The organism is Nitrosomonas sp. GH22, from assembly GCF_009833115.1.
Classification (GTDB): domain Bacteria; phylum Pseudomonadota; class Gammaproteobacteria; order Burkholderiales; family Nitrosomonadaceae; genus Nitrosomonas; species Nitrosomonas eutropha.
This window is the reverse complement of the sequence record NZ_QRCA01000006.1, coordinates 15,036-30,964: the sequence shown is the minus strand read 5'-3', so window position 1 is coordinate 30,964 and position 15,929 is coordinate 15,036. Positions and strand designations below refer to the sequence as shown.

The window sequence follows — 15,929 nt, the reverse complement described above, 5'->3', positions numbered from 1 at the left end:
CGGGATGCTACTGGCGTCAATGCAGCAATATGTCTCGTTTGATTCCGGACATTTTATTACCCGTATGCAGCTCTTTTATATCTGATTTTTTAATGCGCACTCCAACGCACTCATGCCACCGACGTCAGGTTTTTTCCATTTGGAGAAATATGCGCAAACCATTTCCCGTTTGGGGTAGTCACCGAGAAGCACTCGCCATTGGCAGTCCGTTTTAAGCATGTACACCACTGTGTAAAATACATCGAACAGGTCAACAATGCGCGGTTTGGTGACGCAGATTGGTGACTTTGCGAACTCTTTCCAGGATCGGCTGAATGGCAGCAAATTGGATAGAGCGCCTGGATAACTTTTTCTCATAACCTGTTCAATATCTCACTGAAGGGCGCATTACGGCGTTGAAATTGAACTCAAAATGCTCACATACTTCAAGTATGCTCCGCTTTCTCGTTCAATTTTGCCTTGCACTGCATCCCTTGATCGAGATCTTGAACAGGTTCTCATGCCCCAACATGATCACTAATTTTATAAGATCACAAACAGGTTCTAAAATCTATTTTCTGCCAGAGCTGCTTTTCTGGCGCATTTTTCTATCCAGTTTCTGCATTTGCTCAGGCGTGAGCACCGCTTGCAAGTTGGTATGGGTTTCTTCCTGAATTGCCTGTAATTTCATCTTCTCCTCGTTGAACACTGCTTCAACTTTCTTTTTCTCATTGTTGAGAATAGTTTCAACCTGGGAGCGCTGCGTGTCACTGAGCCCCAGCTCTTTTGCCATACGATTGACCACTGAATGGCTGTCAGCGGGCTGTGTTGCCAATATAGTTGTGGATGATAACAAAGCCACTGAAGCGAGCGTGATGATCATGGTGTTTATGGTCATTGTGGATCCCCTTTGATGAGTCGCTCCCAGATGTTGTGCCAGGCGGCAGGCAGAATGTCAGAATAATCCGGAAATAGTGCGTGCCAGGCCATTCGTTAATTCAGGTGCGGCTTCTTCATATTCAAGATTGGCCTTGTTGGCGATGCTGACGACGCGGGTGCGATACTTGTTCATTTCGCTGACTTTGGAAGAAGTCTGTCTTTTAGAGCCTCCAACCCCCTGTTTCAGATCCTGTTGACGATCTTCGCGCACGATGATGCCATCTTCAGCACGCTCAGCGATCTCAACATCGGTGATGGCCATAAAGGTAACATCTTTTACTGCAGCCCCGGCGATGGTATCCACCAGGCCAAATGCCGCCGCGCCGGCGAGCCCACCAATCCCGGCGCCGCTCCAGCCACTAATAGCTGCGCCAGTTGCCGAGCCTACTGCAGCGCCCATTGCTGCACTGCCCAGCCCACCATAACCCGCTCTCAAAGCGGATTCGGCTGCGGTCGGGCTGGCTTTCTCAACGCTTAGCACGTTGACTTGCAACCAGTAATGCGCCGCTTTCGGGTTTTCTGTAATGCGGTAACCTTTGCTTTGTAATGAATTGATGACAGACGGGGAAATATCGAAATTGGTTTTGTCAGAAGCATTGCGAATGTTCAGGTAGACAACTTTTTGCCCTGGCTCAACTGGATCCAGAAAAATAGTGTCACTCATCTTGGTTTGCACATCCAAATCCTTTTTTGCAATGGATGTATGAACTGCAGCACAACCGCCCAATGTCAAAGAGAGAACTATGATCCCGGCCAGAGCCCGGGCTGGTTTACTGATGGAATAACCCATTTCACCTCCTGGTATTTAGTTTTAGTATTTGTGTGAAAAATTAAAGATCAAACGAATAAACTGTTTTTATATAGCTGAGATATGTGATTGCCGCTTGCATATACTTTGCAATTGAACAATTTACCAGCCGTAATAAAAGGGAAGGTAGCGATTAAGGCCGTAATAGCCGCCATAATAGGGTCGGGCGTATCCTCCAAAGTAGCTTCCGTAACCGTAATTTCCACCTGTCGTACACCCAGGTCCGACGCAAGCCGGTGTATGGCTGGGCGCGATGCTGGATTTGCCCTTTAGTGTGGCCTCTTTCAATGCGGAGGTCAGTTCTGCATCGCTGGGAACACTAAATGGCTTATTGAGAATTTCAGTGTTGAATTGTCGTTGAATTTCACTGATGTCCTGCGCCCATCCTGCAGTACTGCTGGTCAAGAGAAACAGCAATCCCGCGTAAACAGCAAAATTTGATCGTCTTGTGCCCACTCTGCTATCTCCTTACATAAAGTTGTCCTTAAAACGGAACCTGTTTCAGGTTCTTAAACGATTCTGACTTTCTGGCATATCGAATATGGATTTTTCAAGTACGAATTATGCAGTTGTTGTTGCTTGATCAGTGGTTTTTTTAGTTCTCAACGACGAGCTGATGTGAGAGAGGCAGAGTTGAGAATTACCTGTTTTTCTGGGGTAAATAATCTATTTACGAATTTTCATCCGGTTCCGGATCTTCAGCCCGGCGTACGTCGGGTTGTGTTGTTACCGGATTTGTCGGGTTGATGATATTTCCGGGAACTTTGGGAGTGGTACAAACCACATCTTCATTCTGTCCTCGATGACGCAGGGCATGATCCATCAAGACGATAGCCAGCATCGCTTCCACGATAGGTGTTGCCCGGATGCCGACGCAGGGGTCGTGTCTGCCGTGGGTTTCAACAATCACGGGATTGCCGGCCTTGTCGATAGAACGTCGCCCGAGCCGGATGCTCGAGGTGGGCTTGATCGCTACGCTGACGGTAATCGGCTGGCTGCTGGAAATACCTCCCAGAATTCCACCGGCATTGTTGCTCAGAAATCCTTCGGGTGTGATTTCATCCGAGTGTTCTGTTCCTTTTTGCGTCACACTATTGAATCCTGCACCGATTTCTACCCCCTTGGCTGCGTTGATACTCATCATGGCGTAAGCAATATCAGCATCCAGCCGGTCGTAAACCGGTTCACCCCAGCCAACGGGCACACCTTCCGCTATTACATTGATCCGGGCACCCGCTGAATCGCCTGATTTGCGCAAGGCATCCATAAATGCTTCCAGTTTGGGAACGTAGTCATCATCCGCGACAAAAAAAGGATTCTGGTTGATGACTTCCCAGTTTTTAAAGGGAATGGCGATTGGGCCAAGCTGCGCCATATAGCCCCGAATGACAATGCCATAGCGTTCATGCAGCCATTTTTTGGCAATAGCGCCAGCTGCTACCCGCACAGCCGTTTCCCGTGCGGATGAACGACCGCCACCACGATAATCGCGAATGCCGTATTTTTGCCAGTAGGTGTAATCTGCATGGCCAGGACGGAACACATCCATGATCTTACTGTAATCCTTGCTGCGCTGATCTTCATTACGAATCAGCAGAGCAATTGGTGTCCCCGTTGTGATGTTGTCAAATACGCCCGAGAGTATTTCCACCCGATCTCCCTCATGCCGTTGGGTGACATGTCGGGAAGTGCCAGGTTTGCGTCGATCGAGCTCCAGCTGAATATCCATGGCAGATAACACTAGCCCCGGGGGGCATCCGTCCACGATACAGCCGATCGCCGGGCCGTGGGATTCACCAAATGAAGTGACGCAAAACAGCTTTCCGATGGTATTGCCAGACATTACAGATCCTTGGTTAAACGAGGAAATCATGGAGTCTAACACAAGCCAAAACGGAGAGATGGGATGACAATTGAGTGGTGGCGTGGTATCAGCGTGCTAATTTGAATGTGTGAAGGTAGAATTGCCCGAAAAGGCCGATTGACGAATATCAGCATCACATATTGGGAGAGGATATGGACTTTGCACAAGTCAAGGATTATCTGGTTAATTTACAGAATAATATTGTGGCCGGATTGGAGCAGGCTGATGGTGGTTCATTTCGTCGCGATTCATGGGATCGCCCGGAAGGTGGGGGAGGAACCAGTTGTGTGATCGAAGAAGGCAATGTATTGGAGCGCGGTGGTGTCAATTTTTCCCATGTATATGGGAAAGGTTTGCCTGCCTCGGCTACAGCAGCCCGGCCAGAACTTGCAGGCAGGGCGTTTGAAGCAGCAGGGGTTTCACTGGTGCTGCATCCGCGCAATCCCTATGCACCGACTGTTCACATGAATGTCCGTTTTTTTGCCGCCATCAAAGAAGGAGCCGAACCAGTCTGGTGGTTTGGCGGGGGTATGGATCTTACGCCTTACTATGGTTTCGAAGAGGATGCTATTCATTTCCATCAGATCTGCAAGCATGCACTTCAGCCTTCGGGTAGTGAATATTACCCACGTTTCAAGAAATGGTGTGATGAATACTTTTACCTGAAACACCGCAAAGAGCCGCGTGGAATAGGTGGTGTATTTTTTGACGACCTCAACCAGCCGGATTTTGTCACCTGTTTCAACCTGACCAAAAGTGTAGGGGATCAGTTTCTGGCGGCGTATGTCCCCATCCTGCAAAAACGCTGCAATCTTCCTTATGGCGAACGTGAACGGGATTTTCAAGCCTATCGCCGCGGTCGTTATGTGGAATTTAACCTGGTATGGGATCGCGGAACGCTGTTTGGCCTACAGTCAGGGGGGCGTACCGAATCTATCCTGATGTCACTGCCGCCTATCGTCAAATGGCGTTACGATTGGTCACCCGCAGCGGGTAGCCCGGAAGCAAAGCTCTATACTGATTTCCTGATTGGCAAGGACTGGCTGCCGCTTGATTGATGAGACAACTTCAAAAATAGCAGATCTGAGTACAAGCTGGATTTGTTATTGATGTGCGCTTGGCACGAGCGCACTCTTTGAATCTCCTCGGACGGTTAGGCTGTTTGGGAGAGAAATTTCTGTTCAGCTTGTTGTCAGCAACAGGCTGATTGTGTTTGCTGTCTGTTATCACCTGTTCAGTCCCGGATAATTGCATAGACAAAATTTGTTATCCGCTGCTCATGGCGCGAACTGTCATGAGAGCGCTGATAGAATCCATCAAGCTAGCCGGGAGAACCATGAAATGATAATAGCTTTACATATATGCTCGTGCTACATCAGCGATACGGGCTGAAATTGCCGCAAGCGTTGATTCTGCTGTGGTGCTGGCGCAACGCTGCGGTCTCACCTTGTCTTAATATCCCAAGCTAGAGTATAGTTCGACCTGCTAACATTTCATCCAGGCAGGAGAGTGCGCTGTGTCTGAATAAAACACAGCGTCACCGAAGGCGTAACCCCCCGGAATCGCTCAGGTGTGGCTGTGTAAAGCTTGAATAACTGCTTGTGATCGGCAATCTGGAGAGCGCTGAAACAATTTCAGCCACCGAAGGGGCATGCGGAAAGTTATCCGTAAAACTCTCAGGTAAAAGGACAGAGGGGGTAGTTGATATCTGTTGGCCGCTGCGATCATGAGTAGTATTGCGTGGATGCAGAAATAGCACAGATAAAACTTTCCTTTTACTTTTGAGAGAGAATAAATGCTGAAGACAACCCCTCTGAATGCGGCACACCGTGGCATGCACGCAAAAATGGTGGATTTTGGTGGTTGGGATATGCCCTTACACTATGGTTCCCAGTTGGATGAGCATCATGCTGTCAGACGTGATGCCGGCATGTTTGATGTCTCCCATATGCTGACAGTCGATCTTCACGGCGAAAATGTTCGTCAATTTCTGCGAGGATTGGTAGCAAATAATATCGATAAGCTTACCGTTCCTGGTAAGGCGCTCTATACCTGTATGTTGAATCCTGCTGGTGGGATTATCGATGATCTGATCATTTATTTCCTGTCCGAATCCTGGTTTCGTCTGGTGGTGAATGCCGGTACGGCGGATAAGGATATTGACTGGATTACCTTGCAATCCAGTCAACATGCACCTGATTTAACCATCACTCCACGTCGTGACCTTGCCATGATCGCTGTGCAAGGGCCGAATGCTCGTGCAAAAGTATGGGCTGTTATTCCAGATTCCAAAGCAGCTTCAGAAGACCTGAAGCCATTCCAGTCAGTAGCATTTGGCAACTATTTCATTGCGCGTACCGGCTATACCGGTGAGGATGGCTTTGAAATTACATTACCAGCCGATGAGGCTGCAGCTTTTTGGCAAAAGCTGCATGCGGCGGGTGTGGCCCCGGCTGGCCTGGGTTCACGCGACACCCTGCGTCTGGAAGCAGGTATGAATCTTTATGGTCAGGATATGGACGAAACCGCCAATCCGCTCGAATCCGGATTGGCGTGGACCGTAGACCTAAAAAGCGAGCGGGATTTTATTGGCAAACAGGCCTTGCTTGAAAAGCCGGTTAATCAACAATTGGTAGGACTGGTTCTGCTGGATAAGGGCGTATTACGCAACCATCAAAAAATTATTACACAGCATGAGGGTATCGCTGGTGAGGGAGAAATCACCAGTGGTGGATTTTCGCCCACTTTAAATCAGTCGATTGCACTGGCTCGTATTCCGGTGGGAATCGCTGCAGGAGAGCAGGTACATGTTGTCGTGCGGGATAAACAGCTTGCGGCAAGGGTTGTTAAATACCCGTTTGTACGCAATGGCCAGGCACTGATCTGATTTTTGTAAAAGTATCAGCAGATAAAGCATTTTGAATTTTTAAACCTAAATTTAGGGGAGTGACGGATAAATGAGCGTTCCAGCAGAGCTGAAATATGCAAAATCACACGAATGGATCAAGTTGGAGGCAGATGGTACGGTAACAGTAGGTATCACTCAACATGCCCAGGAATTACTGGGAGATATGGTGTTCGTTGAATTGCCCAAGGTAGGGCGCATCCTGGCGCAGCAGGAAGATTGTGCGGTAGTGGAATCTGTCAAGGCGGCTTCAGATATTTATGCTCCACTCAGCGGAGAAGTTATTGCTATCAATGCTGAGGTGGAATCATCCCCGGAAAAAATAAATGAAGATAGTTATTCAGCCTGGTTGTTTAAACTGAAGCCGGCCAATACGGCTGAAATTGATGGATTACTTGATGCCAACGGATATGAAAAGCTGCTGGAAAGTGATGCACATTAACAGGATGGTGAGAAACATTGATGAAGATGCCGTCGGAGCAAGGCAAAACAGGCAAAAAAGCGCAGTTTATGTATGCGGTAAATGAGCTTTGAGCCTGTTGTTAACACAACGATGGCAACGCAGAAGTTTTTCACCGCTTTGTTAAAGCTGTTTGCAGTAAATAGACAAGCAGACATAACCTTTAAGTTTTTTGGATAATACAGTTAATCATGCCATTTATTCCCCATACAGAAGAAGATGTAACAGAAATGCTTGCCAGCATTGGCGCTACATCTATCGATGAATTATTCGACGAAATTCCCGCCGAGCTAAAAAACGGGAAATTAACCCAGGTACCGACTGGCATGAGCGAAATGGAAATTTCGCGCCTCATGTACGAACGTGCGCAGAAAGATGGGTTCTATCTCAGCTTTATCGGCGCAGGTGCTTATGAACATCATATTCCAGCAGCAGTCTGGCAAATAACAACCCGGGGAGAATTTTATTCTTCCTACACACCTTATCAGGCAGAGGCCAGCCAGGGGACATTGCAATTGTTGTACGAATACCAGACTATGATGGCGTCGTTGGCCGGAATGGATGTGTCCAATGCCAGTTTGTATGATGGGGCATCTGCTCTGGCCGAGGCTGCTCTGATGGCTGTGCGCCAGCACAAATCATCCAGACGTATTCTGGTTCCGCAGACTGTGCACCCAATTTATCGCAGTGTGGTTCGTACCATTGTCAGAAATCAGGCGATCGAGGTGGTTGAGGTTCCATACGATCCTGCCACTGGGCAGGTGTCCATTGATCAGCTTGACCAGTTTGCACAGGAAGAATTTGCTGCGCTGATTATTCCTCAACCCAATTTTTTTGGTGTGCTCGAACAGGTCGATACGCTGGCTGATTGGGCACACGACAAGCAATCTCTGGCTATTGCAGTGGTTAACCCGACTGCACTTGCCATGTTGAAACCACCAGGAGAATGGGGGCGTCAGGGAGCAGATATCGCTGTCGGAGAAGGACAACCTCTGGGAATTCCACTTTCCAGTGGCGGGCCATACTTTGGCTTCATGGCCTGCAAACAAGAACTGGTTCGGCAAATGCCGGGGCGGATCATTGGACGGACTACCGATCTGGAAGGCAAAGAAGGTTTTGCCTTGACATTGCAGGCAAGGGAGCAACATATCCGTCGTTCGAAAGCAACTTCCAATATTTGTACCAATCAGGGATTGATGGTAACAGCAGCGACAATTTACATGTCGTTACTGGGGCCTGAAGGATTGTATCGGGTTGCCGCCCAATCTCATGCAAACACTTTGGCGCTGGTGGAACAACTGGAAACACTTCCCGGCGTGAAGAAAGCATTCCACAGCCCGTTCTTTCACGAAGCAGTGCTTCAGCTATCTGTTCCGGCTGATGAAGTCTTGAACAAGCTCAAAGCGCAAGGCGTACTTGGAGGTGTACTACTTGAGAATTACTACCCGGATCTGAAGAACACGCTACTGGTCTGCGCAACAGAAACCAAAATAGCAGAAGATCTGGATAAATATACTGAAATGTTGCGGCAGATACTGAAAGCCTGAAATCAGGAGTAAACCGGAAGAGAGCCGCGTTACTTGTTCTGTATTGAATCAATCTCACCAACCTAAGATAAAACATGCTGATATTTGAACATTCCCGCAAAAATCGCCTGAATTATTCCCAGGCTCCGGCAACCCGGCCAGCCAAGAACAATATTCCGGATAATCTGAAGCGCAAATCGGCTCCCTTGTTGCCTGAGGTTTCCGAAATGGATACGGTGCGTCACTATACTCGGCTATCCCAGAAAAATTTCTCGATAGATACGGAGTTTTACCCACTTGGTTCCTGCACCATGAAATACAACCCGCGTGCCTGTAATGCACTGGCCATGTTGCCACAATTTTTATCACGCCACCCGCTGGCGCCAGAAGATACGGGTCAAGGCTTCTTGGCTTGTATGTATGAGCTGCAGGAAATCCTGAAAGACGTTACGGGTATGTCTGCGGTTAGCCTGACTTCCATGGCGGGTGCACAGGGCGAACTGATCGGTATTACGATGATTCGTGCCTATCATGAAGCGCGTGGAGATACCGAGCGCACCGAGATCATCATCCCGGATGCTGCGCATGGTACCAACCCGGCGACCGCTGTCATGTGCGGTTATAAGGTGATCGAGATTCCTACGGATCGCGATGGTGACGTGGATATGGAAGCCTTGAAAGCGGCAGTTAGTCCCAGAACAGCTGGTTTAATGCTGACTAACCCTTCCACTCTGGGCGTATTCGAGAAAAAAGTGGCAGAAATGAGCCGAGTCGTGCATGAGGCCGGTGGTTTGCTGTACTACGATGGGGCCAATCTTAATGCAGTACTGGGTAAAGTCAAACCGGGTGACATGGGATTTGATGTGATCCACATGAATCTGCATAAAACTTTCTCGACCCCTCATGGCGGTGGTGGGCCGGGTGCGGCTCCGGTAGGCGTGGCAGACTGTTTGTTGCCTTATTTGCCGATCCCTATCGTGGCGCATGAACAGGGTGTTTATCGCTGGTTGACGGAGAAAGATCGTCCTCAATCTATCGGACGCTTATCCGCGCACATGGGTAATGCAGGAGTACTGTTGCGTGCTTACATCTATGTCAGATTGCTGGGTGCAGAAGGAATGTTCCGGATTGCAGAATATGCAACACTCAATGCTAATTATCTGCTGGCCGAGTTACGCAAACTGGGCTTTGAGATTGCCTATCCCAGCCGGCGAGCCAGTCACGAATTCATTGTCACTATGAAGGAAATCAAGGATAAAACCGGAGTGACTGCAATGCACCTGGCCAAGCGCCTGCTGGACAAGGGTTTTCACGCGCCAACCGTCTATTTTCCGCTGCTGGTGCCGGAATGTTTGCTGATCGAGCCGGCTGAAACCGAATCCAAAGAAACGCTGGATCGCTTTGTTGTTGCGATGAAGGAGATTCTGGATGAGATAGACACGCAACCGGAAATGGTCAAGACGGCGCCTCATAACATGCCGTTGCGGAAAATAGATGATGTCAAGGCTGCTCGTGAACTTGATCTGGTATGGAATCCAGCGGGCTGATTCACCTCATGCACACGATATTTGAGCTGATATGCATACACTGATCTGTGGCTCCATCGCCTATGACACAATCATGGTGTTTGAAGACCGTTTCAAACGCCATATTCTTCCGGACAAAATCCATGTTTTGAATGTAGCATTCCTGGTGCCCGAGATGCGTCGGGAGTTTGGCGGATGTGCGACAAACATTGCCTATAACCTGCAGATGCTGGATGGCAAAATGCTGATCATGGCAACGGTTGGAGATGATTTTCAACCCTACGCCTACAGGCTGGAAAAGCTTGGATTGGCGCAAACCCATATCCGCCAGGTGCAGGATACTTTTACAGCGCAGGCGTTCATTACCACTGACCTGGATGATAATCAGATTACGGCCTTTCATCCGGGAGCAATGAATTTTTCACACCGGAACAGTGTGAAGGACGCTGCGGATATAAGTCTGGGTATTGTCGCTCCGGATGGCCGAGAAGGAATGTTGACTCATGCCCGAGAGTTTCATGAGGCTGGTATTCCATTCATGTTTGATCCCGGCCAGGGGATGCCGATGTTCAATGGAGATGAGTTGCTCGATTTCATTGAAAAGGCGGATTACATTGCGGTTAATGATTATGAAGCTCAGCTGCTGCAATCACTTACTGGTTATACATTGAATAAGCTGGCTACCCGGGTCAACGCACTTATCGAGACAAAAGGAGCAGAAGGCTCGGTGATTTATGCGCAGGGCAAGCAATTCCAGATACCGGCTGTTCGACCGGAAAAAGTGGTTGATCCAACGGGCTGTGGGGATGCCTATCGCGCCGGGCTGCTCTACGGCATTGCTCAGGGCATGGATTGGCAGGAAACCGGGCAACTTGCCTCACTCATGGGCACGCTGAAAATCGCTTATCGTGGCGGCCAGAATCATCGTTATGAGCGGGATGAGATCGGTCAGCGCTATTTTGAATCTTTTGGCAGTCGTATATTTTAGTGGCCTGCCCAAGGCTGAAAAATACATTTATCAACCTGGTTCTTCCCTGATCACTTTGACTTGCTGTTCGCCATGGCCGTAACCAGGGTAAACAAGCTGGTCAAAAGCATCCGGTTTATCAGGTTGATGTTGCATATTGCTTCCGGATTACTGCAATCGCTATTGCTTCCGTATACCAGTACAGCCCGGCAGAATCACATGATCTGTAAATGGGCACAGAAATTTCTTCATATCCTTAATGTGAAGTTGTCTTCCGGTGGTTCTCTGCCTGCCTGCAATCAGCAAGGGGTGCTCTTTGTGGCGAATCACACCTCGTGGCTGGATATCATCGTTATTCTGGCTTTGTATCCTGTGCGCTTCGTTGCAAAGGCAGAAATCAGCACCTGGCCAGTGCTGGGCTGGTTATGCCGGAGTGCCGGGACACTGTTTATTGAACGTAAAAAACGGGGGGATACGTTACGGGTCAATCAGAAAATAGACGGTATGCTGAAGGCTGGATGCTCTGTGGCTATATTTCCTGAAGGTGCGACCTGTAACGGCGATGTGCTCCTGCACTTTCACGCCTCCTTGTTGCAGCCAGTTGTAACAGCAAAAGCACTGCTTTGTCCGATTGCGATTCGTTACAGCAACCGCGATGGTTCGCGGAATACAAGTGTGGTCTATGTTACCGTAACGATATTGCAATCTCTGATGTTGATATTGAATGAACCGGAAATTCAGGCAGAATTAAATTTCATGAGCCCCATTCCCGGAGATGATAAAAACCGCCGCGAACTTGCACGTCTGGCGGAAAAGGCCATTGCTCAAGCGTTATCACTGAAGATTATGCACACGGTACCTGAAATACCTTCCTGTCTTCCAGTCGAATAGCTGTCAGGCAGCCTTGCCAGACGCATCCCGTATCCAGAGCAATCAGATTGGGCGTCAGATGTAATCCCAGCGCAGACCAATGCCCAAATACAATCGTTGCATCTTTGCTGGCACGCCAGGGAATCTCGAACCAGGGCAGCAATCCCTGGGGAATAGCGGACAATCCTTCCTTGTAGGAAAAATTCATTCTGCCTTTGGGTGAACAGACGCGCATGCGTGTCATAGCGTTAATGATGACTCGCCAGCGGCTTTCTCCCCGTAATGTATCCTGCCAGCAATCAGGTGCATTGCCATACATTGATTGAGAAAACATTTGAAATTGATCACTGTGGATGATTGCTTCAACCTCTTGTGCCAGCATCGCCGCTTGTTCAGTGTGCCAGGCGGGTAATAGCCCGGCATGGACTAGGGCGTATTCATCTTCGTGATAGAACAATCGCTGGCACTTCAGCCAGTCAAGCAGAACTTTGCTATCCTGAGCATCCAGAAGTGGTTGCAAGGTGTCCCCGTGTTTCAGTTGGGCAGAACCGGCAGCGACTGCCAAAAGATGAAGATCATGGTTGCCGAGTACCATTGTGACGGTATCTCCCAGTGCCATCAAAGTACGCAATAATGAGAGGGAGTCAGGGCCGCGGTTAACGATATCGCCCACCAGCCACAACCTATCCCGCGTGGAATTGAAGCCAGTCAGGTCAAGCAGGTCAAGAAAATGTCGGTGACAGCCTTGTAGGTCACCAATTGCATAAGTTGCCATTAAGATCAGGAAAATATAGATTAATTAGCAGTGCTGTATTGTACTTGATTAAAATTAAGCTAAATTTTTCCACCTGCGCCTTTAAACTTCTCTACAAACGCCGCAATTTTCTGAAACACGCTTTGCTTTTTACTCGGGTATTCAGTCCTATTTTAAGAAGACAATTGCCAGTTGCCATTTTGCAAATTAATATGCTTAAAGGCGAGTTTTTGGTTGCCGCATGTTTTCCGTCATAGATTGAATGATCACGTAAAAAGCCGGAATTAAAATTGTTCCAATGATTGCTGAAACCAGCATTCCTCCAAAAACAACGGTTCCAAGTGATTGACGACTTGCTGCGCCTGCGCCTGATGCGACGACTAATGGGAGCACACCGAGAATGAAGGAAATCGCAGTCATCATGACTGCTCTAAAACGGAGTTGGGCGGATTTGATGGCTGCTTCAACTATCGACAACCCACTCTCTCTTTGCACTTTAGCAAATTCGACGATAAGGATTGCGTTTTTTGAAGCCATACCGACCAACATGACGAGACCAATCTGGGCGTAAATATCCAAAACATTCCCCATCCCCCACATCATAATGAGCGCGCCTGCCAAGGCGATTGGAACGGAAAGTATGACTCCCCAAGGGATAGACCAGCTTTCATATTGGGCTACTAAAAACAAGAAAACAAATATTAAAGCCAGGCCAAATATGATGGGTAATTGAGAGCCTGTCTGAACTTCTTGAAATGACATACCAGACCATTCAAACTCTGTTCCATCTGGAAGCACTCGCTTTGCAAGTTGTTCCATTGCGGATATGCCCTGCCCGGAACTTAATCCAGGGGCAGGGCTTCCATTGATTTGTGCGGAACGATACATATTAAAACGTGTGAGGCTATCAGAACCCAACATCGAGGATGTTTTTGTTAATGTCCGAAGAGGAACCATAATGCCTTCTGAACTTCGTACATAGATTTTCCCAATATCATCAGCATTGTCCCGATAAGGTGCTTCGGCCTGTAGGATTACCCGATAAACCCGACCAAACTTACTAAAATCGTTGACATAGAGAGAGCCCAGTTGTGTCTGTAAGCTTGAAAATATCTCTCGCACGGGGATGCCCAGCGCTTTTGCTTGCAGGCGGTCTATTTCCAGTTTTATCTGTGGAACATCCGCGCGAAACGTACTGTACACATTTTGCAAATGAGCATCTTGATTGGCTTCCATTAAAAAGCCACGCATTGCTGCAGAAAGATCTTGAGGGTCGCCGCCTCTTTTATCCTGGAGTTGAAATTCAAACCCCCCGGTACTGCCTAACCCACTGATAGGTGGGGGAGTGAAGGCGATCAAATTGGCACCGGGAATTTGTGCCATCATGCCCCATATTTGTGCAATAAGTGCATCACTGGATAACTCGGGTGATGTGCGTTCATCCCAAGGCTTGAGAATACTGATCACCATTCCTGAGTTTGATTTGACACCACTCAGCAATCCAATCCCTGCTAAAGAAACGATATCCTCTACGCCTGGAAGGTTGGAGAGTAACGCATCGACTTGTTTAACCACGTTGTCGGTTCTGTTCAAAGAAGCGCCATCAGGCAGCTGAATGTCGACAAAAATAATGCCCTGATCTTCCTGAGGAATAAATCCTGTTGGCGTGTTTTTGAATACCCAATATGCACCGCCTGTAATGATTAGTAAAAGTAGTGCTGTCAGTACTAATCGCCTTACAACAATTTTTACGCAAAATAGATAACCTTCGGAGACTTTTCCAAAAATCTTTTCAAACCAACGTAGCGCAAACCACGGACGTGCCTGTTGCTTTCTAAGCATCATGGCGCATAAAGCGGGACTCAAGGTTAAAGCTGTGAGCGATGAAATAGAAACCGCTATGGCAATTGTTACAGAAAACTGCCGATAGAGCTGGCCTGAAATACCTTCTAGAAAAGCGATTGGCACGAATACCGCTAATAAAACCAATGTAGTGGCAATAACAGGACCAGTGACTTCGGTCATTGTTTTTTTGGTTGCATCCCCGGGGGGTAATCCTTCCTGTAGATGACGCTGGACATTTTCTACCACTACAATTGCATCATCTACGACGATACCAATCGCCAACACCAATGCAAACAATGACAAAGTGTTGATGGAATAACCCATCACCAGCAAAACAGCAAAGGTTCCGATCAGTGATACAGGAATTGCCAGTGCTGAGATCAAGGTGGCACGCCAGTCTTGAATAAAAGCGTAAACCACCAATATGACTAAACTCAAAGCAATAAACAGCGTTTGAACGAGCTCTGTCAAAGAGTTATTGATAAATCGAGTGGAATCGTAAGGCAAGGCATACTCAACATCTTCAGGGAATCGTTCTGCCAGCTGTTTCAGAGTCGTCTCGATACCCTGTGCAACTTCCAGTGCGTTGGCTTCTGGCAGCTGATATACAGCGAAATTAACAGCTGGGGATCCATTCAAACGAGAAAGAACATTAAACGTTTGGGAGCCCAGCTCTACGCGTGCGATGTCTTCCATTTTTACAGTAGAGCCATCTGCTTGTGCCCGGATAATAATATCTTGAAATTCTGATACTTCAGAAAGCCGTCCTTTGGCTTGAATGGTGTATTGGAATTGTTGATCGGGAGCCAAGGGTGGTTGCCCAACTTGCCCGGCTGCAGCTTGTATATTTTGATCGCGGATAGCAGCGGTCACATCTTCAGTGGTGATGGCTAAATCCACCATTTTGTCTGGATTTAGCCAAATCCGGATCGAATAATCTTGGGCGCCAAAAATAGAAACCTGGCTGACACCTGGGACCCTGGAAAGTACATCGTTTACATTTAAACTGATGAAATTGCTAAGAAACAATTGATCGTAGGTTCCATTTGGCGATGTAAAAGATACCATTTGTAAAAATTCAGGAGATTGCTTTCGTACTGTAATTCCTGAGCGAGTGACATCCTCGGGCAATCTTGGCGTGGCCAGAGACAATCGGTTCTGGACATTTACCATTGCCATATCAACGTCAGTTCCGATTTCAAAGGTTATGTCTAGCGTGTATGTCCCATTATTGGCACTTTCTGAAGACATATAAAGCATGCCCTCGACACCATTAACTACAGATTCAATTGGTGCAGCAACGGTTTCTTCTACAACTTGGGCATTCGCGCCTGGGTATGAGGCACTGACTTGTATTTGCGGTGGTGTGATTTGGGGAAATAGAGAAACAGGCAGTTTTAACAGGGATATCAGGCCAGCAAGTACAATGACAATAGAAATGACGAAAGCGAAGCGGGGACGCTCGATAAAAAAATTACTAAACACT

Annotated in this window: 14 protein-coding genes and 1 riboswitch; of the genes, 7 read left to right on the top strand and 7 right to left on the bottom strand. The window is 47.9% G+C overall.

The genetic code is table 11. The features are described from left to right. Positions 1-75: 75 nt before the first annotated feature. The 5 genes from ABF86_RS01130 to aroC form a co-directional block, all read right to left on the bottom strand. Positions 76-357, bottom strand: coding sequence for a transposase (locus ABF86_RS01130; protein WP_074685236.1), 282 nt, complete (start codon positions 355-357; stop codon positions 76-78). Positions 358-550: 193 nt separating this feature from the next. Beyond that, entirely contained in the window at positions 551-877 is a 327-nt protein-coding gene (locus ABF86_RS01125) for a hypothetical protein (RefSeq protein WP_074685234.1), read from the bottom strand. A gap of 57 nt (positions 878-934) precedes the next feature. Continuing rightward, complete coding sequence (locus ABF86_RS01120) at positions 935-1,708, bottom strand: complement resistance protein TraT (RefSeq protein ID WP_074685232.1); 774 nt, start codon at positions 1,706-1,708, stop codon at positions 935-937. A 120-nt stretch (positions 1,709-1,828) separates the two neighbouring features. After that, the gene (locus ABF86_RS01115; protein WP_074685230.1) at positions 1,829-2,182 is read right to left on the bottom strand and encodes a hypothetical protein; all 354 of its coding nucleotides are present in this window, start codon (positions 2,180-2,182) and stop codon (positions 1,829-1,831) included. A 214-nt stretch (positions 2,183-2,396) separates the two neighbouring features. Next, positions 2,397-3,569 (bottom strand): chorismate synthase, encoded by a 1,173-nt coding sequence (gene aroC, locus ABF86_RS01110; RefSeq protein WP_011634988.1) that lies wholly within the window; start codon positions 3,567-3,569, stop codon positions 2,397-2,399. 173 nt (positions 3,570-3,742) lie between these two features. Here aroC and hemF point away from each other — a divergent pair, with 173 nt between their 5' ends. The 7 genes from hemF (at position 3,743) to ABF86_RS01075 (ending at position 11,865) form a co-directional block, all read left to right on the top strand. After that, a complete protein-coding gene (gene hemF / locus ABF86_RS01105) occupies positions 3,743-4,648 on the top strand; it encodes an oxygen-dependent coproporphyrinogen oxidase (protein ID WP_074685262.1) in 906 nt (301 codons plus the stop codon). A 545-nt stretch (positions 4,649-5,193) separates the two neighbouring features. Beyond that, a riboswitch (glycine riboswitch) is annotated at positions 5,194-5,292 on the top strand. 93 nt (positions 5,293-5,385) lie between these two features. Then, complete coding sequence (gene gcvT, locus ABF86_RS01100; RefSeq protein ID WP_074455800.1) at positions 5,386-6,477, top strand: glycine cleavage system aminomethyltransferase GcvT; 1,092 nt, start codon at positions 5,386-5,388, stop codon at positions 6,475-6,477. A gap of 70 nt (positions 6,478-6,547) precedes the next feature. Next, positions 6,548-6,937 carry a glycine cleavage system protein GcvH gene (gcvH, locus tag ABF86_RS01095; protein ID WP_011634985.1) on the top strand — a complete coding sequence of 130 codons (390 nt, stop codon included), beginning with the start codon at positions 6,548-6,550 and terminating at the stop codon, positions 6,935-6,937. 209 nt (positions 6,938-7,146) lie between these two features. Then, positions 7,147-8,502 (top strand): aminomethyl-transferring glycine dehydrogenase subunit GcvPA, encoded by a 1,356-nt coding sequence (gene gcvPA, locus ABF86_RS01090; RefSeq protein WP_011634984.1) that lies wholly within the window; start codon positions 7,147-7,149, stop codon positions 8,500-8,502. A 74-nt stretch (positions 8,503-8,576) separates the two neighbouring features. Continuing rightward, positions 8,577-10,028 (top strand): aminomethyl-transferring glycine dehydrogenase subunit GcvPB, encoded by a 1,452-nt coding sequence (gcvPB, locus tag ABF86_RS01085; protein WP_011634983.1) that lies wholly within the window; start codon positions 8,577-8,579, stop codon positions 10,026-10,028. Positions 10,029-10,059: 31 nt separating this feature from the next. After that, positions 10,060-10,995: a carbohydrate kinase family protein gene (locus tag ABF86_RS01080; RefSeq protein WP_011634982.1), complete on the top strand. Its 936-nt coding sequence runs from the start codon at positions 10,060-10,062 to the stop codon at positions 10,993-10,995. 198 nt (positions 10,996-11,193) lie between these two features. Then, on the top strand, positions 11,194-11,865 hold the full coding sequence (locus tag ABF86_RS01075) for a lysophospholipid acyltransferase family protein (protein ID WP_240142179.1): 672 nt from the start codon (positions 11,194-11,196) through the stop codon (positions 11,863-11,865). Here ABF86_RS01075 and ABF86_RS01070 read toward each other — a convergent pair. Both ABF86_RS01070 and ABF86_RS01065 read right to left on the bottom strand, forming a co-directional pair. Continuing rightward, positions 11,819-12,619, bottom strand: coding sequence for a symmetrical bis(5'-nucleosyl)-tetraphosphatase (locus ABF86_RS01070; RefSeq protein ID WP_011634980.1), 801 nt, complete (start codon positions 12,617-12,619; stop codon positions 11,819-11,821). The genes ABF86_RS01075 and ABF86_RS01070 overlap by 47 nt on opposite strands. Before the next feature lie 195 nt (positions 12,620-12,814). Then, positions 12,815-15,928 carry a multidrug efflux RND transporter permease subunit gene (locus ABF86_RS01065; RefSeq protein WP_074685228.1) on the bottom strand — a complete coding sequence of 1,038 codons (3,114 nt, stop codon included), beginning with the start codon at positions 15,926-15,928 and terminating at the stop codon, positions 12,815-12,817. Position 15,929 lies beyond the last annotated feature (1 nt).

What these genes read in the sequence shown, in the direction of transcription:
- gcvPB (WP_011634983.1), top strand. Translation starts at nt 8,577, where the DNA reads ATGCTGATATTTGAACATTCCCGCAAAAATCGCCTGAATTATTCCCAG.
- ABF86_RS01070 (WP_011634980.1), bottom strand. Translation starts at nt 12,619, where the DNA reads ATGGCAACTTATGCAATTGGTGACCTACAAGGCTGTCACCGACATTTT.
- gcvT (WP_074455800.1), top strand. Translation starts at nt 5,386, where the DNA reads ATGCTGAAGACAACCCCTCTGAATGCGGCACACCGTGGCATGCACGCA.
- ABF86_RS01125 (WP_074685234.1), bottom strand. Translation starts at nt 877, where the DNA reads ATGACCATAAACACCATGATCATCACGCTCGCTTCAGTGGCTTTGTTA.
- hemF (WP_074685262.1), top strand. Translation starts at nt 3,743, where the DNA reads ATGGACTTTGCACAAGTCAAGGATTATCTGGTTAATTTACAGAATAAT.
- gcvPA (WP_011634984.1), top strand. Translation starts at nt 7,147, where the DNA reads ATGCCATTTATTCCCCATACAGAAGAAGATGTAACAGAAATGCTTGCC.
- ABF86_RS01075 (WP_240142179.1), top strand. Translation starts at nt 11,194, where the DNA reads ATGATCTGTAAATGGGCACAGAAATTTCTTCATATCCTTAATGTGAAG.
- ABF86_RS01120 (WP_074685232.1), bottom strand. Translation starts at nt 1,708, where the DNA reads ATGGGTTATTCCATCAGTAAACCAGCCCGGGCTCTGGCCGGGATCATA.
- gcvH (WP_011634985.1), top strand. Translation starts at nt 6,548, where the DNA reads ATGAGCGTTCCAGCAGAGCTGAAATATGCAAAATCACACGAATGGATC.
- ABF86_RS01080 (WP_011634982.1), top strand. Translation starts at nt 10,060, where the DNA reads ATGCATACACTGATCTGTGGCTCCATCGCCTATGACACAATCATGGTG.
- ABF86_RS01130 (WP_074685236.1), bottom strand. Translation starts at nt 357, where the DNA reads ATGAGAAAAAGTTATCCAGGCGCTCTATCCAATTTGCTGCCATTCAGC.
- aroC (WP_011634988.1), bottom strand. Translation starts at nt 3,569, where the DNA reads ATGTCTGGCAATACCATCGGAAAGCTGTTTTGCGTCACTTCATTTGGT.